Genomic DNA, 22157 nt, shown 5'->3' with positions numbered 1-22157 from the left:
CAGCTGAGCTGGGTGCTGAGAGCAAGCAAGTGTCAGCGGGGCAAGGGTTTTTGGCCGTAAGCCACCGTGAAATAGCAGCACGAGTGGAGCTCATCCCATTCCTGGCAGGCCCGGTCAATGAGCTGAAGAATTTCGGACTCCGGGATCTGGAAACGAGCCGCCAGAGGCCCGCTGATCGCTTTCCAAGCCTCGCGGAAGTCCAGGGCGAGAAGGGCGCCGATGTGTCCGCCCCATTCACCCAGGGGGACCTTGATGGGATGGCGTTGGACGTTGACGAGGCCAGCCTGTTCCAGGTAGCGATCGAGGGAGCGCATGACGATGCCTTCGCTATCCAAGCCGCGTAGAGCCGCTAGCTGACAGGCGAGGGAGACAAAGTGCTCATTGGCAGGCCCGGCCGGGATGATGTTGCTGGTGTGAATGCTCACCTCGACGAGTTCGATCCAGCCGCCGGGGGAGGTGACGCGGGCGAGTTCCTGGACGGCGCCCGGCCAGGCGGCCAGGGGAATAGCTAGCACGAGGAGACGTTGATGGACGAAGTCGAAGGAGTTGTTGTCGAAGGGGAGGCCTTTGAGAACGTCCCCCTGGACGAAGCGGTAGTTGGGGGGAGGCTGCGTAGCCTTGACCTGTTCGAGGTCGAGGCCGATGACTTCGGCGTGGGGGAACTGGCGGGCGAGTTCGAAGGCCCACTGGCCGGTGCCGCAGCCGACGTCGAGGATGCGGCGCGGCTGCTCGATGGGGGCCAGATAGTTGCCGCGCAGAGCGGCGCGCAAGGCGTAATGTTGGAAGTCGAGGCGGTTGGCCTCGCCGAGATCCTTGGGGAGGAGATAGGGCTGTTCCTGCAGATAGCGGCGAGAGCCGTGCAGGCGGGGCAGGGCGACCTCGCCCAGACGCCAGCCGCTGGAAGAAGAGGGCTGGGCAGGAGCCGGAGCACCAGAGGTGCTGCGAGCACGGCGGCGGAAGAGCCACCAGGGCATAGACAAGACCTCCTTTCTGGTCATGGTTGAGCTGTCCCGAGCAGCTGAGCTGGGTGCTGAGAGCAAGCAGCGTCAGCGGGGCAAAGGTTTTTGGCCATAGGCGACAGCCAAATGCAATTCGGTATGGAACTCGTTCCATTCGCGGCTGGCTTGCTCGATGAGGGCAAGGACCTCCTGCTCGGACCTGCCAAAGCGGGCGGCAATGGGCGCGCTCATGGCCTTCCAACCCTCGCGGCAGTCAAGAGCGAATAGAGAGCCGAGGCGTCCGCCCCATTCGCCCAGGGGAACATCGAGGGGCTGGTAGTGGACGTTGACGAGGCCGGCCTCTTCCAGGTAGCGGGCTAAGGAACGCATAACGGCACCCTCGGTATCGAGGCCGCGCAGAGCGGCGAGCTGGGCTCCCAGCCTGTAGAATTCTTGAGTAGCGGGGCCAGAAGGCAGAACGTCCTGCAGAGCGGTGCCGGCTTCAAGGAGTTCGACCCAGCCGCCGGGGGAGGTGACGCGAGCGAGTTCCTGGACGACGCCGGGCCAGGCGGCCAGGGGAATGGCCAGGAACAGCAAGCGCTGATGGACGAAGTCGAAGGAGTTGTTCTCGAAAGGGAGGCCCTTGAGAACGTCCCCCTGGACGAAGCGGTAGTTGGGGGGAGGAGTGGAGGCCTTGACCTGTTCGAGGTCGAGACCGATGACTTCGGCATGGGGGAACTGGTGGGCGAGTTCGAAGGCCCACTGGCCGGTGCCGCAGCCGACGTCGAGGATGCGGCGCGGCTGCTCGATGGGGGCCAGATAGTTGCCGCGCAGGGCGGCGCGCAAGGCGTAATGCTGGAAATCGAGGCGATTGATCTCGCCCAGATCCTTGGGGAGCAGGTAGGGCTGTTCCTGCAGATAGCGGCGAGAGCCGTGCAGGCGTGGCAGGGCGACCTCGCCCGGGCGCCAGCCGCTAGAAGAGGGCTGGGCAGGAGCCGGAGCACCAGAGGTGGTGCGAGCACGGCGACGGAAGAGCCACCAGGGCATAGACAAGACCTCCTTTCTGGTCATGGTTGAGCTGTCCCGAGCAGCTGAGCTGGGTGCTGAGAGCAAGCAGCGTCAGCGGGGCAAAGGTTTTTGGCCATAGGCGACGGCAAAACGCCATTTTGTTCGGAACTCATTCCACTCTTGAGAAGCCTGGTCGATTAGCTTGAGCAGGTCTTGTTCAGAGCGGCCGAAGCGAGCGGCAATAGGCGCGCTGATAGCCTTACAGGCTTCGCGTAGGTCCAGGGCCATCAGGGAGCCGATGCGCCCACCCCACTCACCCAGAGGAATATCGAAAGGCTGGTAGCATATCTTGACGAGACCGGCTTCCTCTAGATAGCGAGCTAAGGAGTGTAAGACCTTGTCAGTATCTATTCCTCTAAGGGCAGCCAACTGGGCCGCAAGCCTCCAGAATTCCTGGGTGGCTGGGCCACAGGGGAGCCAATCCTCCAGGGCGGTCCCTGTTTCGACGAGTTCGACCCAGCCGCCGGGGGAGGTGACGCGAGCGAGTTCCTGGACGACGCCGGGCCAGGCGGCCAGGGGAATGGCCAGGAACAGCAAGCGCTGATGGACGAAGTCGAAGGAGTTGTTCTCGAAAGGGAGGCCCTTGAGAACGTCCCCCTGGACGAAGCGGTAGTTGGGGGGAGGAGTGGAGGCCTTGACCTGTTCGAGGTCGAGGCCGATGACTTCGGCGTGGGGGAACTGGCGGGCGAGTTCGAAGGCCCACTGGCCGGTACCACAGCCGACGTCGAGGATGCGGCGCGGCTGCCCGATGGGGGCCAGATAGTTGCCGCGCAGGGCGGCGCGCAAGGCGTAATGTTGGAAGTCGAGGCGGTTGACCTCGCCGAGATCCTTGGGGAGGAGATAGGGCTGTTCTTGCAGATAGCGGCGAGAGCCGTGCAGGCGGGGCAGGGCGACCTCGCCCGGGCGCCAGCCGCTAGAAGAGGGCTGGGCAGGAGCCGGAGCACCAGAGGTGGTGCGAGCACGGCGACGGAAGAGCCACCAGGGCATAGACAAGATCTCCTTTCTGGTCATGACTGAGCTGTCCCGAGCAGCTGAGCTGGGTGCTGAGAGCAAGCAGCGTCAGCGGGGCAAGGGCTTCTGCCCATAGGCGACAGCGAAGTGGCAAGAAGTCTGGAACTCGTTCCATTCGCGATTGGCTTGCTCGATGAGGGCAAGGACCTCCTGCTCGGACCTGCCAAAGCGGGCGGCAATGGGCGCACTAACAGCCTTGGAGGCTTCGCGTACATTTAGTGCCATCAGAGAGCCGAGGCGTCCGCCCCATTCCCCCAAGGGAACAGCGAAGGGCTGGTAGTAAATATTGACGAGGCCGGCCTCTTCCAGGTAGTGAGCTAAGGAACGCATAACGGCACCCTCGGTATCGAGACCGCGCAGAGCGGCGAGCTGGGCAGTGAGCCTGGTCAGCTCTTGGGTAGCGGGGCCAGAAGGCAGATAATCCTGCAAAGCGGTGCCCGTCTCAAGGAGTTCGACCCAGCCGCCGGGGGAGGTGACGCGGGCGAGTTCCTGGACGACGCCGGGCCAGGCGGCCAGGGGAATGGCCAGGAACAGCAAGCGCTGATGGACGAAGTCGAAGGAGTTGTTCTCGAAAGGGAGGCCCTTGAGAACGTCCCCCTGGACGAAGCGGTAGTTAGGAGGAGGAGTGGAGGCCTTGACCTGTTCGAGGTCGAGGCCGATGACTTCGGCGTGGGGGAACTGGCGGGCGAGTTCGAAGGCCCACTGGCCGGTGCCGCAGCCGACGTCGAGGATGCGGCGTGGCTGTTCGATGGGGGCCAGATAGTTGCCGCGCAGGGCGGCGCGCAAGGCGTAATGCTGGAAATCGAGGCGATTGATCTCGCCCAGATCCTTGGGAAGGAGATAGGGCTGCTCCTGCAAATAACGGCGTGAACTCTGCAAGCCGGACTGAGAAACCTCACCCGGCTGCTCGCTGGCTAAGCCGGACTGAGGAACACGCGCCGCTCCGGCAGAAGGGGCTTGGGAACGGCGTCGGAAGAACCACCAGGGCATGAAAGTGGACTCCTTTCTCTCTAACCACTTCTCTCTGCTATCTATCGATCCTGTAAGAGCAGCAGGCGCCATGTCTCATAGTAAGGGCAAAACGTTCTCAGCGTACTCCCTTGATCTACTGCGCTCTTTCCTCGGTTGTGGGCGTACTCACGAGTCGCGCCAGGAAACACAGAGAAGCCAGGCTCTGCCATCCGCGGGGATGCTGTCCCTAAGCCCGCATATAGCTTGATGCCTGGCTTAAGTGATATATGAGAATGCGCTATTCTAGCACCAGAGGCCATAGCCTCCCCATAGAAACGGCCTGCACTCCCAGCAGAGCCAGAGCTAGATAGTGCCTTGCTCTGTCCAATCCCATAGGGCCTCGGTCGAGGCTACTGCTCCTCTTAGAGTTTAGAAAAGATGAACGTCATCTGTCAACTTGAATATAAAGAAGATGATGGCCTCGCTCTATTTTAATGGATTTTTAATGCACGGTCGCCTGAGGCGAAAAACCAGAGAGCTGGCCATCTCAAGCGAAACAGCCAGGCGACGAAAAGACGGCAATGGAAAACGGGGAAAGAAGGAAGAAAGGGCCTCCACCTCAGCACCGTCGCTGTAGCACATACTCATCTTACTCTGATTGAGCAGTCACAGCGGCTGTAATGCGGCGCGCGATGTCTGTAAGGGCCAACTGCTGCGCAGGCTTAGACAGAAGCGCCAGTGGCTTGCGGGGGTCATTAGCAGGCTCAAAGCCATGCAGCTCACTTTCCTCAAAGAGGCAAGGGCTGACGACAATAGGAATAATGAGAGTACCGGCAAGGCGGGCGCGATCCAAAAGCTTCGGCAACTGCCTGGTCATAATGAAATCAGATGCCAGAAGCTTGGCACTGACCAGGACAACGGCCACGCCCGCGCGCGCGATGGCATCCTCCAATTTCTCCTCCCAACGGCTGCCAGCACTGATCAGCGTGTCGTCCCAGACATCAAACGTTCCCTGGCGTTCGATAGGGGCCAGGTGGGTGCGCAGGCGCTCAAGCCACTCCCTGTCTTCGCGGGTATAGCAGATAAAGACCCGCTGCCGGCTGGGCACGGGGCGCTTACCGACCTCGCGAGCCAGCAGATCAAAACGACAATGGCGAAGATAGAAAATAAGAGTTGGGTCCTCCGCCAACAGCACGCCTACTGACGGATCGCAGAAGAGATGATCTTGTACCTCGGGGTGAGAAGTCCTCAGCTGAGGCCAACTCAGATTAAGAAAGCGCTTCAGATCCTCGGCGCGACCTGGCTCCTCCTGCCGCAGGAGCGACAGCCAGAGCACTCCCTCACGGTTCTGGCTCAGCTCTTCAAGCAGGTAGAGGCTGGTCTGATCGTAAGGCCCGCCCGCAGCAGCGAAATGCCTGATGGCCTGACCAAACTTCATTTCCAGCGTCCCCATCATATCTTGAATAGCCTCAGTGAGTCGGCTTCGAATAGCCACGGGGAATGGCTGTGTCTGAATAACCTTACTGTAAGAACATAGGAGGTAACAGATAAATTGCGCTAAAACAAAGCTACCATCAACTAAGCGAATGATATCATCCTTGCTCTCGAAAGTTACATTGAGCGCCTGCTCCCCCTGTTCAATCAGCTGCAATATCTCCCTATCGCTGACGCGGCCCATCTTAAAATGATCGAAGCGTGTGGCCGTATCGAAAGCGATAGCGCTGATAAAGCTCTGCCCGGTGCCGGGGATACCGATGATCACCAGCTTGCGATCTTCAGGCTGGGTATCTGCCAACAGCTTCAAGTAATCGATCAGCTCCTGACGCAGGCTGGGTTCCAGACGATGAAAGTCATCGATGATCACGACACCGTGGTGCCACTCTGGCAGGGTACGTAGCTGCTCGCGATCAGCGGGAGCGCGGGCACTCAAGAGCTTGATGGCCTGCTGCTGTTCGCTTCCCAGCTCCCACTCGCCAAGCTCATTGATGGCCTCGCGTACTGCCGTGGTCTTGCCAATACCCGACGGTCCCTCGATAACTACCCCGCGCCCTGGCTCAATAAGAGCCAGCTTCAGGCGCTCAAAATTGGGCGGCGGTACAAAGGTCACGGTAGGCAGACCAGCGCGCTTGAAAACCTCATCCAGGCGGTAATTTATGCGGGACGAACTCGACTCTGTCAGCCGCCGTGGCCTGCTCTCATTGGGTGATGACTGGGGGGCGCGGCGCTGCCTCCCCAGTTCCTCACAGACCCGATGGATCTCGCGTACGATCTCATGGAAGCTCTCATCCCTATCCATTTGCTGGCTCAGTGGCCGCCCAGCGCGTGGGAGCATTTGTAGAGCAGCGAGCGGGGTTTCCTCAAGTGCCGTTGAGCGGACCAGAATGGGGATTAGCCGCATCTCACCCTGCCGTGCGCGCTCTATGGCTCGCGGGATAGCAGCCTCATAGGCTTGTGAGGCCAACAGATCCGGGCTGACCAGGAGCACAAGCACATCAGCGTCCTCAATATGACTGCTTAACCATGACCATGATCCCAGCGACGGCGGGAGAAATCTGAAGTCCTCGGGCGACCTGAGCTTGACCAATGACTGAAGCGCTGATAAGTGGCGCTCCAGTCGAGAAAAGTAGCGATGGTCGGCGGGAGCATACAGCGCAGAGAGCGTGAGCTTCTCCTCCGGATTCTGAAAAGGACTTCCATCCATAGAAAGCGGCTCCCTCTTGCTTCCCCTGACTGCCGGTCCTCATCCAGACGCCTGTAACTATGGTTCACCAGGATTATATATTATCGAGCTGCGTAATTTTCCACTCGTCGCTGATCTTTGTCAACTGCAGATGAACGTCGTACGCAATGCCGCTCGAACGGGTAACATGCACAGTTACCGTAGCCTCATCCCCGTTTGTACTGCTGCTGGTAATTGAATAGCTGGTCACGGTGCCGGCCTGTCGGTCGACGGCTGCGGCAACCAACGCAAAGCCGCTCTCGCTCGCGCCCATGTCCTCTCCCTGGACAGTCAGCGTATCGATTGCCAGATAGGAGTAGGCCCGGTTGTAATCTTGCTGTTGAATAGCTGAGTAATAGCTATTCACGGTCGAATCTGGGTTGGACGTAAGAAAGGCAACGAAACCTAGCAGAGCACAGCCGCCACAAGCAAGCACCATTACGCTGGCGACAATCGCCAGGGTGATCCAGAGCCAGCGTAAGGAGCGGCGCGGAGATGGCGGGGGTTGGAGTGGCTGCCCATACGACACCCCGTACTGACCAGGGCCGGGTACCGCCGGGGCTCTCCCATAGGCTGATGGTGGTGGCGGAGGCGTACCATAGGGTGAACCGTACTGGGTAGGGCCGGCGTACTGCGTCGGCTCATAACCTCCTGGCGGAGGCGGTGGAGGTGGCGTCTCTTCATCTCTGCGCTCGGGCCCATAGCTGCTATAGGGCTGGTGCGGATCATAGCTCATTGCTGTTCAAGCTCCTGAGAATAGCATCGCCTGGGGTGCTGAGGCCAGCTCTCTGCTCCTTCCCTCCCCCAAATCCTAATGAGCGATGTACTGGATTCTCTGGGGTCCTTAAGCTAGCCTCTCTAATCTAACTAAAAAGAACGCAGCGGCAGGCGAAAATTCGCTCTCCGGTGTCTGGACTGTCTGACCGAGCCGACCAGACAGCCTGCTCCTCGCGGGGAGGCTAGTTCAAGTCCAGCTCCGCCGAGCCTTCTTGGCGGCTGACTGCTTCTCTTCCCGCCTCACTTACAGCGAGAAAGCGCCAATGACGTTCAGGACTGCTGAGGCAATGACGCTGGTATAAGCTAATGGCTGCGTTCTACGATGTAATCCGAGCGCGGCTAGCAACAGGGCGCAGGGCAAAAAATCCAGACAGAAGCGCCAGCCAAACTGCCACCAGCCAGTATTGAAGTAGAGCAAGAGTGGAACCAGCGTCAAAAGACAGGGTAGCAGGAGCGCCAGCGCTAGCGGCCGATTACCGCGCTCGCAGAAAGCACAGAAACTAAGGAGAAGAAATGGCATTGTAAAGAAGATACCTGTTCCTTTGGGATTGAAGGTAACAAAAGGAAATTTTAATTGCAGATGAAATGGCTCGAACAGCATATAATGTAGATTTCTGCCGAGGTAGTGAAGGCTGAACTGTCCATAAGTATGGAGGTCTCTAGCTAAAGCTGCATTAACGCTCATATTTGTGTAGCCGAAGTCTAGAAACGAATCGAAGCGTAGCTTATTGTAAATGAGCATACCCAAAACACAAAGCAGGGGAGGCAGCGCAAATGCTAGCCAGCGTGCCAGCAGCGTCCTGGCGGGGCGTTCTCGACCTCGTTCCAGCAGTTCCAGGAGCAGAAAGAGAGGACAAAGCAAAAGAGCCGTTGCACGGGCCAGAAAAGCCAGGCCTAGCCAAAACCCGCTCAACAGCGCTCGTCGCCGCCCCAGACATTCGCCAACATAGAGCAGGATAAAAGTCGTCGCCACGACATGGGCCATGAACCAGACGCTGCCTTGCAGGCTGACGTAGAGATATTCTGATCCCAGGGCAAAGAAGAAGAGCAGAAGCAACAGACTGGCCGGCCTCGAAATCTGGCTCCTGTAGCGTGCAAAGTGCTTCAAAACCCAGAATAGCAGGATAATATTGATTAGGCTTAGAAAAATGGAGAAAGCATAGTTATACAATGGTGCGTGATGCTCATGAAAAAGCGCAACAAGTGGAAGTAAAAGCACGGCTGGGAGAGGAGGGAAAGCGACATACCAATGCCCGCGGTAGAAGGTATAGTCCTGATAGGGACCTGGAGAACCAGCCACGTAGAGATGGCCCTGTAGCCATCCCTCGGCAAGCAGAACAAAATGCAGACCGCCGTGAGGAGGTTTCACGTGCCAATGGATCAAGGCCAGCAGCAGATACCCCACTCCAATGGCTGCCAGTCCGATCAGCCGCCAAGGCTTCTGCCTGTCTCCTCTCGCATCGACTAAAACGCTGCCAGTATGCCGAAGCGCCGAAAAAGTCTGATCGATTAAATTGTTTGGAATTGCTTGCTTTACATCAACCATACCACCACGCTCCTCACTATTTTTATTCTAAAGATAATAGAGAATTACATGTATTCAATTCATATCGTCAAGAAGGATAGAGAAGATCTGTAGAGGCAAAGCGTGAGCAGCTCTCAGAGGAGAAGATAAACGAGCGCAGCCGGATGGGCGCTAGCCGGGCGAGGGGTGGCTGAGAGAACGAACCAGTCTCTTGACCAGGACCGACGGGCAAGTTATGCTCATAGACATGGAGCGACGTTCCTTTGGCCTTCGAAGAAAGGACTTCAGGCATGGTCGACAAGCAGAGTGCTCCCGAACTCTTTCGCCCACCGTTGGGCTATCCCGAGGTCCCCTATGACGCCCTGGTCCGGGCTGTAGCAGAGCGGCAACCCGAACGGCCAGCCATCATCTACCACAACCTCAGCCTGACCTATCGCGAAATCATCGCCATGACCAACAGCCTGGCTAACGGACTACGTGCTCTTGGCCTGGGCAAAGGTGACATCATCTGCCTCTTCACCTTTAACCGCCCTGAATACACCATCACATTCCTGGCGGCCTCTTCGATCGGAGCTGTCATCAGCCCCATGAATCCCTCCTACAAGGAGCGAGAAATCACCTATCAGCTTGAAAACAGCGAAGCGCGCGCCATTCTCGTCCAGCGTGAGCTAGTGCCCACACTGAGAAGCGCCCTGGAGGGGCACAGCTTTCCGGCCCTTCGCCACATCATTGTCACCGGAGCCCAGGCGCCAGAAGCGCTGCCCCAAGCCATTCCCTTTGCCCGGCTGCTGCGAGAAGCCTCACCGCGGCGTCCCGAGCCTGCTCCCATTGACCCCAATGACCTGCTGGCCCTGCCCTACTCATCAGGTACCACGGGCCTGCCGCGAGGTGTCATGCTCTCACACCGCAATCTGGTCTGCAACCATCTGCAGGTTGTGACCGCGGCCAACCTTTCACCTGCCGATGCAACCCTGATCTTCCTGCCGCTCTACCACATCTACGGTGTCCTCCTGACCGGCACCTTCCTCATCGCTGGCGGCCGGCAGATCCTGATGGAACGCTTCGACCTCAACACAGCGCTGACCCTCTGCGAGCAGCAGGCTGTCACCTGGTTCTTCGCCGTTCCGCCGATCGTTCAAACACTCCTCAACGCCAGCGACGAACAGCTCGCCAAGCTGAGAACTGTCAAATACCTGATGTCTGCCGCTGCCCCCCTGGCGCCCGAGCTGGCCATCAGGTTGCGAGAGCGCACCGGCATCAACGTCATCCAGGCCTATGGCCTGACCGAAACCTCTCCCGATACGCATTTTTCCCCGCTTGATCCCGCGCGCATCCGTCCCGCCAGCGGTGGTCTGCCCGTCTACGATACCGAGCAGAAAATCGTCGACATCGAGACTGGCGAGCACGAGCTACCGGTTGGAGAAGACGGCGAAATCGTAGTGCGCGGTCCCCAGGTCATGCTGGGGTACTGGAAAGACCCGGCTGAGACGGCACGTGTGCTACGCAACGGCTGGCTTTACACCGGCGATATCGGACACATCGATGCTGACGGCTACCTCTACATTGTTGATCGCAAGAAGGAGATGATCAAGTACAAAGCCTTCAGTATTGCCCCCGCCGAGATTGAAGCCGTACTGCTGGAGCATCCCGCCGTTCTCGACGCTGCCGTCATTGGCGTCGAGGACCCAGAAGCCGGCGAGGTCCCCAAGGCTTTTGTAGTCCTGCGTTCCGGCCACACAGCCACGCCAGAGGAACTGATGGCCTTTGTCAACAGCAAGCTCGCAGGTTACAAAAAGCTGCATTTCGTGGAGTTCATCGAGGCTATTCCACGCGTGCCCTCTGGCAAGATCCTGCGCCGCCAGCTCAAAGAGCGTGAACGCGCGCGCCGCCTTGCCAACACTGAAGGGCCGCTCACCTAGCCCGGCACCGCTTCCTGTATTTCGTCTTCGTCATCTCTGCCTACGGGCTTTCAACGGCACCCAGCGCCAGCAGGGCCTGTTTCTCTAAAGTACTCAGGCCCTGCACTCCCTGAATGTTCATCCCTTCGTAGGGACGCGGCAGGCTCAAGATGCGCTCCAGGCGTCCGGCTTCGACCTCCCAGAGACGGATCTCTCCCTCATTTCCGCCGCTGGCGAGCAGCTGACCAGCCTCGGACGGCGCGAAGCCGAGCGCACGCACCATATGCTCATGACCGCTCTGCAAGACCTGGCGTAGCCTGCCATCGCGCTGCCAGAGGCAAAGCCGCAGATCATCGCCGCTGCTCGCCAGTAGCTGCCCATCGCCGCTAAAGGCCAGACAGCGCACGCGCCCATGATGGCCCCGTAGATACTGCGGCGGCTCTTCGCTCTCAAGATCCCAGAGCAGTACCTGACTATCCTCGGCCCCGCTGGCCAGGAGTCGGCCATCAGGACTGAACGCCAACGCTCGGACCGGTCGATTGTGGCCCGTTAGAGAACGCACACAGGTGCCGCTCCTGAGATCCCAGAGACGCAAGAGCGAATCATCGCCCCCACTGACCAACAGACAACGGCTCGCTTCTCCCCCCGGTCTGAAAGCCAAAGCACGAATCCAGCAGCCGGCCCTCAGCTCGTGTACCATCTGGCCGGTGGTTAGATCCCACAGGCGCACAATCTCATCTTCACTGCCGCTGGCCAGCCAGCGCCCATCGGGGCTAAAGGCCAGACTGTGCACCCAATCACGATGACCCACAAATTGCCGTTGTATTCTCCCCTCTGGCATCGACCAGAGCCAGATCACCTCATCTTGTCCCCCACTGGCCAGCCAGCGCCCATCGGGACTAAAGGCCAGGCTCAGTGGCTCATGCCGCGACCTGTGAAGCAACTGCACCAGGTGCCCACTCGTCCAGTCCCAAACCGCAATACCCTCGCCCTCATAGGCCGCTGCTAACCAGCGACCGGCAGGACTAAAAGCGAGAGAGCGAATCCGCCGCGTATAGCCGTGTAGACGTGCTAACAAATGCCCTGTCGCGTAATCCCAAAGGCAGATTGTCTGATCATCGCCACCACTCACCAGCCAGTGCCGCCGACTCTCGGGGTGAAAGCTCACCGTGCGCACACCATGAGTGTGACCAAGCAAAACGCTGATCGGTTCGCCCGTCTGCACACGCCAGAGATGGACAGTTGTGTCTTCGCTGCCACTGGCCAGCCACTGCCCATCAGGGCTAAAAGCCACCGACCAAACGCGATTTTTATGACCTCGGAAAACACCGCGCTCCTCCCCACTGGCCACCTCCCACAAACGCACCGTACCGTCGTCGCTGCCACTGACCAGCAGCTCCCCATCGGCTCGAAAGGCCAACGAGCGCACCTGATCGCCGTGCCCTTGCAACACATGGAGAGGCCGCTCCCAGGTCGGTAGACGCCAGAGGCGTAGCGTGCCCGTGCCATCGCCGCTAGCCAGCCACTGCCCATCGGGACTTAACGCCACAGCCCACACCCGCCCCTGATGGCCTTCCAGGGTACGCAGCCACTGACCCGACTCCAGATCCCACAGGCGCAATGTCTGATCGTCGCTGCCGCTGATCAGCAAGCGATCATCAGGACTCAGCGCCAGCGCTCGCACTCGATTGGTATGCCCTTCCAATATGCCCAGGCAGCGGCCTGACTCCAGATCCCACAGCCGCAGTGTCCTGTCATCGCTGCCGCTCACCAGGCGCCGCCCATCGTGGGTAAAAGCCAGGGCCCAGACCCCATCGTTGTGCCCGTCCAGCTTCTGAAGCAGGTGCTCGCAATCGCTGCCATACAGACGAATTTCGCCGCTTGCTGTTCCCACCGCTAAGCGCTGCCCGTCGGGACTGAAGGCGCTGGCCAGCACATTGGTCAAGGTGCTCTGAAAGATCGTCGCCACAAAGTGCGCGTAGGAAAAATTCACTCCTTGCAGGCGCGCCTTTTGTAGATAAGCCTGACGAATGGTCAATCCTGAGAAATCAAATTCGCGCAGATCCCACTGCAAATGAAGCAGGAGCTGGAGCACATTGCCGGCCAGATAGCCGCCATGAGGATAGCGCGCCTGCCGCTGCCGCTCCAAGGCCCGCTGCAGCCGCTCCTTGAGGGCCGGCTGACTCAACTCACTGCACAGCAGCTCGGCCAGAGGGGCCAGCAGCATGCGTACCTGGCTCTCACGCACATAGGTGCGCGCTTGAGCCTTCACAAAAGCGAACTGTTCCCAGGTGAGAAACGTCTCCCGCAGACAGTCCTGACAGGCACAGCGCACCAACTCATCTTGAATATACTCCATAATCACCGGCTGCAAGGTAAACTGCCCCTGCTCCTGAACCTCAAGCAGCGAGCGACGGCGCAGCGAATCCAGCGTCTCAAGCAGCTCCCGCTGAGCCTCCGGGCGCAGCAGATCAGCGCGCAACTCTTCCAGGGTGACTGCCTCCTGCTCAATCGCTAACCAGGAAAGAACCTCACGTTCCCGCGGAGCCAGGCGCTGGAGCTGCTCCTCCAGCACCTCGCGAATATCGCCGAAAGCCGCCTGATTCTCTGCAAGAAAAGCCCCAATCTTACCCGCAAACAGCTCCCTGATGGTCTCCGCCACCAGGCGCAGCGCCAGCGGATTGCCCCCATAACGACGGAGCAAACTGGCCACTTCATCGGCGCTGCCAAAGAGGCCTTTTTCTTCGAGTATCGCTCGTCCAGCCTCAGCACTCAACCCCTGTAAAGTCAGCGAGCGCACAGGGCTACTCTTCCCCTTCAGACGTTCAACCTCGCGCAGCTTCTCGCGGCTTGTCACCAAAACCACACTCTGGTGCTCCTCACTGCCCAGGCGCTCTAATAGGCGACCATAGACCTCATAGTCGGGACGATAGGCGCCAGCTCGCTGCCCACCCTGGAGCAGCGCATCGAAATTATCAAGCACCAATAAGCACCGTCGCTGGCGCAGCAGCTCCATGAAAAGCGAAAGCTGCTCCTCTGCCGAAGAAGGCGGAGTACTCAACTGCTGATTAGAGAAGAACAGTAACCACTCCTTAAGCACTTGGCTGAACGGTGGAGCGCTGCGCAGCGAACACCAGTAGCCATATTCGATCTCGGCCTCGACATCCTCGATCAGACGAGCCACAAGCGTCGTCTTCCCGATCCCTCCCAGACCGCAGATGGCAATCAAACGGCACTCGGCGAACCATTGCCGCAGTGTGCGCAACTCCTGCGTGCGGCCAAAGAAATGGGAAGTCGCCGGTTTGGCTCCCCAGTTTATACGAGACTGCTCGACTAAGCCTAGCTCTTCAGGACTCTTCTCCAGCACCTCGCAGAGTTTACGCAGGAGAGAGGGACGGGGCAGACCATCGCCAGTCTCCCAACGCTGCACCGTCTTCTTATCCGAGCCAATACGCTCAGCAAGATCCTCCTGCGACCAGCCGCGGCGCAGTCGCTCACGTTTGAGCTGCTGATGAAATGCAATTCGGAGCATGGCAATTTCCTCTCCCCTCGAAGCGCGCCAACATTCGTGGCTGGCTCTGTCGCTCTAACTGCCTCCCTCTGTCCGACAAATAGCCCCAAAAAGGGACCGAAATGTCGCCGATCTTTGGTTTCTCTGCCGGGTTTCCTCAACTATCTTTTACCTCAGCACAGAGATTATTACCCATTACTCTAAATGATTTGAAACATTCATGTTACTTGATTTGCAAATATAGGAGACGCAAGCAGGACCTGCCTGACTTGCGAGGAGAAGGGACAATGGAAGCCACCCGTCTGCTGGTCTTGCTGAACTGGGAAGAGATCTATGTCCGGCTGCGTCGTCTGGTGCGACGACTGGTTGCGCATTACAGTGTCGCGGCCTGGCGAGGGCAAGAAGAAGACCTGGTTGAAGACATTGTACAAGAGAGCATCAGGCGCTTCATCGAACGCCAGCCACGGGTTGAACGTGGGGAGGTCGAGCCGGCTCGTGCGCCAGAGCAGATGCTGTTCACCATCGCCTACAACTACTGTCGGGACCTCTACCGACGTGAGCGGCGCCTCATCCATACTGGCGGGGAAAGCCTGCCTGAGCCGCGAGCCGGCGGAGGGAGAGAGCCGGCGGAGCATGCCCTGGAAGGGGTCTGCCAGCAAGAGCTGTTTGACCTGGTGGCCCGTGAGGTAGACCACTTCCCCCGCGGGCAGCGACATGCCCTGCTCGTTGACCTCGCAGAATTGATGAACTTTGACGAGGAGCCAACAGCCCTCCAGCGCGCCTTTCTGGCGCAAGGAATTGATCTCAGCCATTATCGTGACTGGCCTGAAGATCGGCGGCAACATGAACAGCGCGTTGCCCTGCGTAACCATGCCTATCGACGTCTGGCGCGATTGCCCAGCGTCCGCGCCTATATAGCAGGCCATGACTCCTAGCGGCGCGGCTTATGGCCCCAGACCGTCAAAAAGAACTGCAGACCACAGAAGCTCTCGTCCGCCGCCTCAGCTCTTGCCTGCTCATAGAGGCGATTGAAAGCCTCACGGCTCAAACCGACTACTTTCAGATAAAACGGCTCCAAGAGCTTCAGGGAGACGAGGCCATTTTGATACCAGTCCTCATAGCGCGGCGTGCCGGCGGAGATGCTCTCAGCGCAGGCACGCATCTGGATCGAGACGCAGCCAGCCTCGCGCAGCAAGCGTTCCAACATGGGCAAAACATCCAGATGCCGCCGGGCCTCCGAGAAGGTGTAACCGGCGCGTGTTAGACCGAGAGCCAGGAGCAGAGACAGCTCCTCGCAGGCTGGCTTATTACAGATCGGCAGATCGGCCTCTGTCAGACGAATGATGCCGCCGGGGCGACAGATGCGCATACACTCCTGCAGAAAAGCAGGCCAGCAACGGGCCGGCATAAACGTTGAAATGAAGCGGGCATTGATCAAATCAAAGCTCTCATCCTTAAAAGCCAGAGGTTTTAAGGCGTCCATGACCTGGAAAGAAACATTCGTCAACTGCTGAGTCGCAGCCAGCGTCCGGGCAAACTCGATCATCCGCTGGCTGATATCGATACCGACGACACGCATATGGCGATATGTTTCAGCCAGCTCCAAGGCCCAGCCGCCGGGGCCGCAGGCCACATCAAGCACATCCTGCAAGCCCGAGACATCCGTGAGTTCTGGTAGCAGGCCGCCCATCGCCTGCGTAGCCAACTGGCCATGATGCAGCAGGCGAGCCAGCTCAGCCGTATTCTCCGCATCAATAATATAGGTGCCACTTTCATGAGAGAGCGTCTCAACCTGCTGGAGATCGATCAACATGACCCCAATGATCCTTTCTTCCTTGAAGCAGCGCAAGCATGCATGCGCTGAGCTAGCTTTGCTCCGGGAGCTGCTCCGGCTGTTCCGATGATGGCTGCTGCAGAGGGGCGGCCAAAAACGCCGCTATCACCTGCTCCTCAGCCTCCCGGCGCGTGAGCGGCTGGCCCCGCCGTTCAGCCTGGCTCAGCAGTTCATTCACACGCTGATTGAACGTTGCCATATAGGCATTCTGAATCGATTCGGAGGGCATCAAGCGCAGTTCAATATCTTTTACATCATAGAACTCGTCATCACGAAAAGCCAGACTCAGCAGATAGGCGTAGTTTTGGATCAGCGCCTGACGTCCGTGCAGGAAGTAGTCGCGCTGTGTACTGATAATCAGCAGAGCGCCAGCCACCTGCCCGGCGCGCTGGAGAGGATAAGCGGCGGCGCTGCGGGCCTCGCTGACCAGTGCTTGGGGGATGACAAAGTCGGAAGCCTCCTGCAGATTCTGCACCACCACCGGGCGGCACTGCGTCACAGCATAGCCTACCAGTGACTCGGCCCCCAGAAAGTAGCCTCGGCGTGCCACACTCGTCAGTGCCTGGCTCTTCTCCAGGAAGACCTCACGGAGGCAGGTCACCTTCTGTTGAGGAGGCAACGGACGCTGACACTGAGCGATGCTGGCGGCGATGCCTGTGTGTTGCGGATCAAGCTGGCGAATCAACTGCTGCATCACCAGGTTCATGATGGTCCAGGCGCGGAGGCTCTCCACGACCGTGGCATGGGCTTCAAGGATGCGTGCGTACAGCACTGGGGGCACATCCTTCACTACCGGGTCGATGAAGACCGAACCGGGGTCATCCTCCAGGGCATCTGGAAATTCCTGGCGGATCAGCTGAATCAGTTGCTCGCGATGAGGCGGTAGGGCCTCAACCAGGCGATTAAGCAGCGAGCGTGGCCGCGGCGACGATTCGTGCGTTGCCCAGCGCGTAAGCGTCACGGGGTCAACGCCCATTTCGTTGGCTATGCGCTGTTTCTCTTTGGTATCCCGAATCACAGCAGCGAGGAGCTCGCGCCAGGTTCTGGGTTCTTGCATGGCTTCTGCCCCATTTCAGAGAGACTGCCATCCAATTATAGCCTACTCTCCCCTGCCTTGTCGATCCTGTCCACTCTCCCCGGGTGAATTATGTGACTTCTGTACAGAATTTTCTCCCTACAGACTATGCAATTGGTATTGACAATTGTAAATGGGGAATGGTATATTCAGCAAAGCAGGAAGTGCCTGCAAGAGTAGCACCCCTGCCGATACCAGAAGAGGGGTACGCTGTGCCCGAGGGGGTAAGGGGGAGAGAGACTCTCGGGCACCCGGCACGACATTCTAGAAAGAAAGGACAGATCATGGAGGAACTACTGACCATTAGCGAGGTTGCCAGAGTCTTGCGCGTTGATGCGACTACCGTGCGCCGTTGGGTAAAACACGGTGTTCTTGACGCCGTGTTGCTGCCCCACAAGGGTCGTCGCCATTGCTATCGCATTAAGCGCACCACGCTCAATAAGGTCATGAACTCGACCAACGTCTAGCGCAAGCTCGGCCTCCCCGCCGCCGCTGCACACGCAGCGGCTCCGCTCTCTCGCCCTCTCCATCCACCAGGGCTGAGGCTGAGCCGGTGCCAAGGCGGCAGCAGTGAGCACGTGATCAGAGCTTCTCGCTCACCATTGGTGAGCGTACTATCAGGGTGAGGCCAGTGGTCGGCCAGCCTCCCTGTGCAGGCGCCGGCTGATCGCTGGTTATCGCCCTGGCTAATTTTTATAGTGAAATCTCCCTGCGTATCACTGCAGCATAATCCTACTGTAAAACCCCTCGCCTGCAGCTCCAGGGCACTAGTCTGGCCCTCTCTCTGTGGAGGTTCGCCCCTCTGAGTGATATGATGTTGCTAGTCAGGCGACCAGGAGCCAGAGGGGCAGACCGCTCCGGCTTCCCTCACCTGGACCTGCCGTCGCTGGACCTTCCTTCACTCTGGCGTCGAGCCTGCTGGCATCAGGAGTCACAAGAGCAATGGAGCCTTGGATCTGCGTGACCTGCGGTACTCAATTTGCTCCCAGCGAGGAGCCGCCCCCTGCCTGTCCTATCTGTCTTGATCAGCGGCAGTACGTGGGCTACGAGGGCCAGCGCTGGACAACACTCGCCGAGCTGCGGGCCAGCGGCCTGCACAACATCTTTAAGGAACATGAACCCCACCTGATCGGCATCGGGAGCGAGCCGACTTTTGCTATCGGTCAGCGGGCCCTGCTGGTGCAGAGTGCCGAAGGCAATCTGCTCTGGGACTGCATTTCCTTTCTCGATGAGGAAACGGTTGAACGGGTCACGGCTCTCGGCGGTCTGCGGGCTATTGCGATCTCCCATCCCCACTACTATAGCAGTATGGTGGAGTGGGCTGAGCGCTTCTCAGTGCCTGTCTACCTTCATGAGGCTGATCGCCGGTGGGTGATGCGTCCCTCTGAGCATCTGATCTTCTGGTCAGGGGAGAGGTTGGAGCTATTCGCGGGCTTAACGCTCCTATGTCTGGGAGGCCACTTCCCGGGCGGGACCGTCCTCTACTGGCCTGACGGGGCTGAAGGGCGCGGCGCCCTGCTGAGCGGCGATATTATCCAGGTGGTAGCCGACCGTCGCTGGGTGAGCTTCATGTACAGCTATCCCAATCTGATCCCACTTCCCGCCTCCGAAGTCGCGCGTATCCGATCGGCTATTGCTCCCTATCGTTTCGATCGCCTCTACGGAGCCTGGTTTGAGCGAGTAGTCTTCTCCGATGCTTATGCCGCCGTTATGCGCTCAGCCGAACGCTATATGCAGGCCCTGGCGGGCCAGTTGCCAGCGTGAAACGAAGCGCGTGGGCGCCTTTTCTCTGCCAGGCGCGCGCTCGCGCCTGCGCCGCTGTGAAGAACGCACCATTGTCGTTGACAATTGTTGTTTCTGTCGACGGGAGCCAGTGAGACGAAAGGAGTCTGTGCCATGCAGTATGAACTGGTTGAGGTACGCTATGAGGGCGACTATGCGACTATCACGCTGAATCATCCTCAGCGGCGTAATGCTCTCTCGCTCAAGATGATGGAGGAGCTGACAGCGGCCTTTACCGAGGTGGGGGACAGTTCCGTACTAGGAGTGATTCTGGCTGCCAATGGCCCGGCTTTCAGTGCCGGCCATGACTTCGCCGACATGGTCGGCCAGGATCTGGTTGCGATGCGCCGCCTCTTGCAGGTTTGTACAACGCTGATGAATACCATTCAGGCTATTCCTCAGCCGGTACTGGCGCGTGTCCATGCTATCGCGACTGCCGCGGGCTGTCAGCTCGTGGCAACCTGTGATCTGGCCGTGGCCTCCACGGAAGCAAAGTTCGCTACCCCGGGAGGTAAAGGTGGCTGGTTCTGTACTACACCAATGGTGGCGGTCAGCCGCAATATTGGACGTAAACGCGCACTGGAGATGCTGCTCACCGGCGAGCCGATCGATGCCCAGACTGCCTATGAGTGGGGGCTTGTCAATCGGGTGGTGCCGCCCGAGCGCCTGGTAGAGGAAGCGCAGCGTTTGCTAGAGGCGGCGACACGCGGCAGCTTTATCTCTAAGGGGCTTGGAAAGCAGGCCTTCTATGCGCAAATCGATCTGCCGCAACCCCAGGCCTACGCCTATGCGCTGGAGGTGATGGCGGCCAGCTCGCAGCTACCCGACGCTCAGGAAGGCATGCGCGCCTTTCTGGAGAAGCGCTCGCCTCGCTTTCTCCGTCCTGGCGAGCGTCCAGAGCGCTCCCCCGTCTGAGAGGGTACTTGTGATCCCCCGCGGTAGGCGGCTGGCTCTCTGGCTAAGCTCGCCTCCGTCGGCAGGGCTAAGAGCACGGCAACGCTCAAAGGAGCGAGAAAGCGCGGCTTCAGGTCCTCGCTCCTGCGGCGGTGAAACGCCAGCGCGAGACTGAAGCCGCGCCCCGTCGATGCTGTCCTTACTCTCCTGCCTGGCGAGCCTCTCTTGCCCGATCTGGCTCGCTCCATGCTAGTGCTAGTGGTTCAACTAACTGTCTGTCTGGAAGGGTGGGAAAGGTTAGCTCATGCGCATGCGCTGCCAGCTTGCCTGGCTGCTCGCGTAGAGGCTGCCGATAAGGGCGGCGATGAGGACAATGCTCATCAGGCCGATGACGCTATATTGCCAATGGGCATTGTCAAGCTGCTGGGGAATCCAGGAGACCAGCAGGGAGGAAATGACCGAGACCAGGGATGTGAGCGGACCGACTACGATGGCTACCCAGAGCAGCCAGCTCGGCATAATCAGCCGGGAGCGCACTTCCGCCCAGCGCTTCTGCAGCAACAAAGCCAGATCAATATAGATGAAAATCATGATGGTCTGCCATACCGTCCCCACTGAGGCAACGCTGACATTATAGAAGATCACCGAGAGATTCCTCGCATCGGCGAAGAAGAGAATATAAGGGATGGCGATGAAGATGAGCAGGGCCAGTAGCACGGCAAGCGTCGTCTGCAGCCCGATAGCGCTCGCTGGCACGCGCTCACGATTGAGCCGCCCGAGGCGCCCTGGTAGACGCTGATCAATACTCCCCACAAGGAGAATGCGAGCAAATGAGTAATTGTACGCTGTAGCGGCCATTAAGTAGCTGAAGAGCAAAGCCACCACGGTTATATTGCCAGCCAGCTTCCCCAGAACAGTATCGACCACTGTGATCAGCACGAAAGGATTGGCGTTTGTGGCAGGCCCCTGGACAAGCAAGAGAGTGAGCGTCGTGGCCAGATAGCTGAAGAGAATGACCAGACTGCTCCAGCGCAGATAGCCCGGAATAGCCTCGTGAGGGTAGATCTCCCCACCCATGTTCAGCGGAATAGCAACCCCGCCGTAGGCGCCGCAGATCAAGCCGAAGAGGCTCAGATGTGGCAAACTTGGCAGCCAGTCGGAGAGGGTACGGAAACCAGTGGCCGGCGGATGTCCTTGCAGCAGCCAGATGGCCCCGGCGCCGCTAATGAGCATAAGGCTGAGCAGGCTAGCGCAGAAGCCGACATTCACCAGGTTTTGGGCGATACGCAAGCGGCGACTCGCAAGAATGCCTGACAGAACGATCAGGGCGATGATCGCCAGGCCCTGTTGCCAGGGTTCAATGAGCCAGCTACGGTTCAGTCCCTGGAGATAGCTGATCATGGTAGCGGCCGAGGTCACAATAAGGAGCGGACCCGGCAGCCACCAGCAGAAGCCGATGAGAAAGCTCCAGTAGCGACCAAGGGAGTGGTGTGTCCAGTTATAGAGGCTGCCATCGTGAGGGAAAAGCACGCCAAGCTGAGCAGAGACGATCACGGACGGCAGAAAGTACAGCACGCCTCCCAGCAACCAGAGAAGCAGAGTCGCTGCACCACCGCTGGCGGCGGTGGTTGCATTCGTCAGATACAGCATGCCCAAAACGCAGACGGCTGTTAAGTCGAAGGTTCCCAGCATGGCCGGCATAGCCTTGGGGATGTAGCTTTCCGAGGGAAGCTCCTCGACTGCTTCTCCCGCCGACTCAGGCGTGACGGTTGATGGATTCATTGGTTCTCCTTTGTGCCTTGAAGACCTGATAGTGAGGGCCAATCAGAACACGCGCGGCATCCGACAAAGCTCGCGTGACTGGCTCTGTAGCAGCTTGCTTCTGCTCTCCCTGCCCTGGCCGCCCCGGCGCTGACCAGCTTGCTCATGCCAGCCCTGGTACGGAGACCCATTTTTCTAGACAGATCATGCCAAGCGCGCTCCTGAAGACAGGAGCAATTGGGTCAGCTCGGCAAGATACAACGCAACCAGGATACTGCCAGGGCATCTCTCCCTCTTGGCATCTCTCTCCTGGCTTAAAGCTTGATAGGATGGCCCGAGATGTACAGGAAGCGAGATTCCTCTCAAAGCATAACACAGGTGGCTTGCTGGCTACCAGGGGAGAATAGAAGATA

The 22157-nt window shown here is 59.0% G+C and carries 16 protein-coding genes; 5 read left to right on the top strand and 11 right to left on the bottom strand.

Annotation, left to right across the window (positions count from 1 at the left end; translation table 11 throughout):
• Positions 1 to 32: 32 nt before the first annotated feature.
• From AC6H1L_RS09250 to AC6H1L_RS09220, 7 genes are all read right to left on the bottom strand, one after another.
• Positions 33 to 974, bottom strand: coding sequence for a class I SAM-dependent methyltransferase (locus AC6H1L_RS09250; RefSeq protein WP_497601206.1), 942 nt, complete (start codon positions 972 to 974; stop codon positions 33 to 35).
• A gap of 72 nt (positions 975 to 1046) precedes the next feature.
• Positions 1047 to 1985, bottom strand: coding sequence for a class I SAM-dependent methyltransferase (locus AC6H1L_RS09245; protein WP_497601205.1), 939 nt, complete (start codon positions 1983 to 1985; stop codon positions 1047 to 1049).
• Positions 1986 to 2057: 72 nt separating this feature from the next.
• Positions 2058 to 2993 (bottom strand): class I SAM-dependent methyltransferase, encoded by a 936-nt coding sequence (locus AC6H1L_RS09240; protein WP_497601204.1) that lies wholly within the window; start codon positions 2991 to 2993, stop codon positions 2058 to 2060.
• A 72-nt stretch (positions 2994 to 3065) separates the two neighbouring features.
• Positions 3066 to 4007 carry a class I SAM-dependent methyltransferase gene (locus tag AC6H1L_RS09235; RefSeq protein WP_497601203.1) on the bottom strand — a complete coding sequence of 314 codons (942 nt, stop codon included), beginning with the start codon at positions 4005 to 4007 and terminating at the stop codon, positions 3066 to 3068.
• Between the two features lie 610 nt (positions 4008 to 4617).
• Positions 4618 to 6669: a TIR domain-containing protein gene (locus tag AC6H1L_RS09230; RefSeq protein ID WP_497601202.1), complete on the bottom strand. Its 2052-nt coding sequence runs from the start codon at positions 6667 to 6669 to the stop codon at positions 4618 to 4620.
• A 73-nt stretch (positions 6670 to 6742) separates the two neighbouring features.
• Positions 6743 to 7423, bottom strand: coding sequence for an Rv0361 family membrane protein (locus tag AC6H1L_RS09225; protein ID WP_497601201.1), 681 nt, complete (start codon positions 7421 to 7423; stop codon positions 6743 to 6745).
• 285 nt (positions 7424 to 7708) lie between these two features.
• Positions 7709 to 9010, bottom strand: a complete 1302-nt coding sequence (locus AC6H1L_RS09220; RefSeq protein ID WP_497601200.1) for a hypothetical protein — start codon at positions 9008 to 9010, stop codon at positions 7709 to 7711.
• Positions 9011 to 9279: 269 nt separating this feature from the next.
• Here AC6H1L_RS09220 and AC6H1L_RS09215 point away from each other — a divergent pair, with 269 nt between their 5' ends.
• Positions 9280 to 10908 (top strand): class I adenylate-forming enzyme family protein, encoded by a 1629-nt coding sequence (locus tag AC6H1L_RS09215; RefSeq protein WP_497601199.1) that lies wholly within the window; start codon positions 9280 to 9282, stop codon positions 10906 to 10908.
• Positions 10909 to 10948: 40 nt separating this feature from the next.
• Here AC6H1L_RS09215 and AC6H1L_RS09210 read toward each other — a convergent pair whose 3' ends face one another.
• Positions 10949 to 14419, bottom strand: a complete 3471-nt coding sequence (locus AC6H1L_RS09210; RefSeq protein ID WP_497601198.1) for a WD40 domain-containing protein — start codon at positions 14417 to 14419, stop codon at positions 10949 to 10951.
• Between the two features lie 266 nt (positions 14420 to 14685).
• Here AC6H1L_RS09210 and AC6H1L_RS09205 point away from each other — a divergent pair, with 266 nt between their 5' ends.
• Complete coding sequence (locus AC6H1L_RS09205) at positions 14686 to 15333, top strand: RNA polymerase sigma factor (protein ID WP_497601197.1); 648 nt, start codon at positions 14686 to 14688, stop codon at positions 15331 to 15333.
• Here AC6H1L_RS09205 and AC6H1L_RS09200 read toward each other — a convergent pair.
• Positions 15330 to 16211, bottom strand: a complete 882-nt coding sequence (locus AC6H1L_RS09200; protein ID WP_497601196.1) for a class I SAM-dependent methyltransferase — start codon at positions 16209 to 16211, stop codon at positions 15330 to 15332. The genes AC6H1L_RS09205 and AC6H1L_RS09200 overlap by 4 nt on opposite strands.
• Positions 16212 to 16263: 52 nt before the next feature.
• On the bottom strand, positions 16264 to 17289 hold the full coding sequence (locus tag AC6H1L_RS09195; RefSeq protein WP_497601195.1) for a GAF domain-containing protein: 1026 nt from the start codon (positions 17287 to 17289) through the stop codon (positions 16264 to 16266).
• A 302-nt stretch (positions 17290 to 17591) separates the two neighbouring features.
• On the opposite strand from AC6H1L_RS09195, the gene AC6H1L_RS09190 reads away from it, so the two are divergent.
• The 3 genes from AC6H1L_RS09190 to AC6H1L_RS09180 all read left to right on the top strand — a co-directional run bounded on the left by AC6H1L_RS09190 (position 17592) and on the right by AC6H1L_RS09180 (position 20004).
• Entirely contained in the window at positions 17592 to 17774 is a 183-nt protein-coding gene (locus tag AC6H1L_RS09190) for a helix-turn-helix domain-containing protein (protein ID WP_052890794.1), read from the top strand.
• Between the two features lie 475 nt (positions 17775 to 18249).
• Positions 18250 to 19071 carry an MBL fold metallo-hydrolase gene (locus tag AC6H1L_RS09185; protein ID WP_497601194.1) on the top strand — a complete coding sequence of 274 codons (822 nt, stop codon included), beginning with the start codon at positions 18250 to 18252 and terminating at the stop codon, positions 19069 to 19071.
• A 132-nt stretch (positions 19072 to 19203) separates the two neighbouring features.
• Entirely contained in the window at positions 19204 to 20004 is an 801-nt protein-coding gene (locus tag AC6H1L_RS09180) for an enoyl-CoA hydratase-related protein (protein ID WP_497601193.1), read from the top strand.
• A 276-nt stretch (positions 20005 to 20280) separates the two neighbouring features.
• On the opposite strand, the gene AC6H1L_RS09175 is transcribed toward AC6H1L_RS09180, so the two are convergent.
• Positions 20281 to 21765 carry an APC family permease gene (locus AC6H1L_RS09175; RefSeq protein WP_497601192.1) on the bottom strand — a complete coding sequence of 495 codons (1485 nt, stop codon included), beginning with the start codon at positions 21763 to 21765 and terminating at the stop codon, positions 20281 to 20283.
• Positions 21766 to 22157 lie beyond the last annotated feature (392 nt).

The sequence above is a fragment of the Thermogemmatispora argillosa genome (assembly GCF_059696725.1).
The sequence above is the reverse complement of the archived record's forward strand: the minus strand, read 5'-3'. Positions and strand labels throughout refer to the sequence as shown.

Excerpts from the sequence above, each read along its gene's own strand:
- AC6H1L_RS09250 (WP_497601206.1), bottom strand. The coding sequence starts at position 974 with ATGCCCTGGTGGCTCTTCCGCCGCCGTGCTCGCAGCACCTCTGGTGCT.
- AC6H1L_RS09245 (WP_497601205.1), bottom strand. The coding sequence starts at position 1,985 with ATGCCCTGGTGGCTCTTCCGTCGCCGTGCTCGCACCACCTCTGGTGCT.
- AC6H1L_RS09240 (WP_497601204.1), bottom strand. The coding sequence starts at position 2,993 with ATGCCCTGGTGGCTCTTCCGTCGCCGTGCTCGCACCACCTCTGGTGCT.
- AC6H1L_RS09235 (WP_497601203.1), bottom strand. The coding sequence starts at position 4,007 with ATGCCCTGGTGGTTCTTCCGACGCCGTTCCCAAGCCCCTTCTGCCGGA.
- AC6H1L_RS09230 (WP_497601202.1), bottom strand. The coding sequence starts at position 6,669 with ATGGATGGAAGTCCTTTTCAGAATCCGGAGGAGAAGCTCACGCTCTCT.
- AC6H1L_RS09225 (WP_497601201.1), bottom strand. The coding sequence starts at position 7,423 with ATGAGCTATGATCCGCACCAGCCCTATAGCAGCTATGGGCCCGAGCGC.
- AC6H1L_RS09220 (WP_497601200.1), bottom strand. The coding sequence starts at position 9,010 with ATGGTTGATGTAAAGCAAGCAATTCCAAACAATTTAATCGATCAGACT.
- AC6H1L_RS09215 (WP_497601199.1), top strand. The coding sequence starts at position 9,280 with ATGGTCGACAAGCAGAGTGCTCCCGAACTCTTTCGCCCACCGTTGGGC.
- AC6H1L_RS09210 (WP_497601198.1), bottom strand. The coding sequence starts at position 14,419 with ATGCTCCGAATTGCATTTCATCAGCAGCTCAAACGTGAGCGACTGCGC.
- AC6H1L_RS09205 (WP_497601197.1), top strand. The coding sequence starts at position 14,686 with ATGGAAGCCACCCGTCTGCTGGTCTTGCTGAACTGGGAAGAGATCTAT.
- AC6H1L_RS09200 (WP_497601196.1), bottom strand. The coding sequence starts at position 16,211 with ATGTTGATCGATCTCCAGCAGGTTGAGACGCTCTCTCATGAAAGTGGC.
- AC6H1L_RS09195 (WP_497601195.1), bottom strand. The coding sequence starts at position 17,289 with ATGCAAGAACCCAGAACCTGGCGCGAGCTCCTCGCTGCTGTGATTCGG.
- AC6H1L_RS09190 (WP_052890794.1), top strand. The coding sequence starts at position 17,592 with ATGGAGGAACTACTGACCATTAGCGAGGTTGCCAGAGTCTTGCGCGTT.
- AC6H1L_RS09185 (WP_497601194.1), top strand. The coding sequence starts at position 18,250 with ATGGAGCCTTGGATCTGCGTGACCTGCGGTACTCAATTTGCTCCCAGC.
- AC6H1L_RS09180 (WP_497601193.1), top strand. The coding sequence starts at position 19,204 with ATGCAGTATGAACTGGTTGAGGTACGCTATGAGGGCGACTATGCGACT.
- AC6H1L_RS09175 (WP_497601192.1), bottom strand. The coding sequence starts at position 21,765 with ATGAATCCATCAACCGTCACGCCTGAGTCGGCGGGAGAAGCAGTCGAG.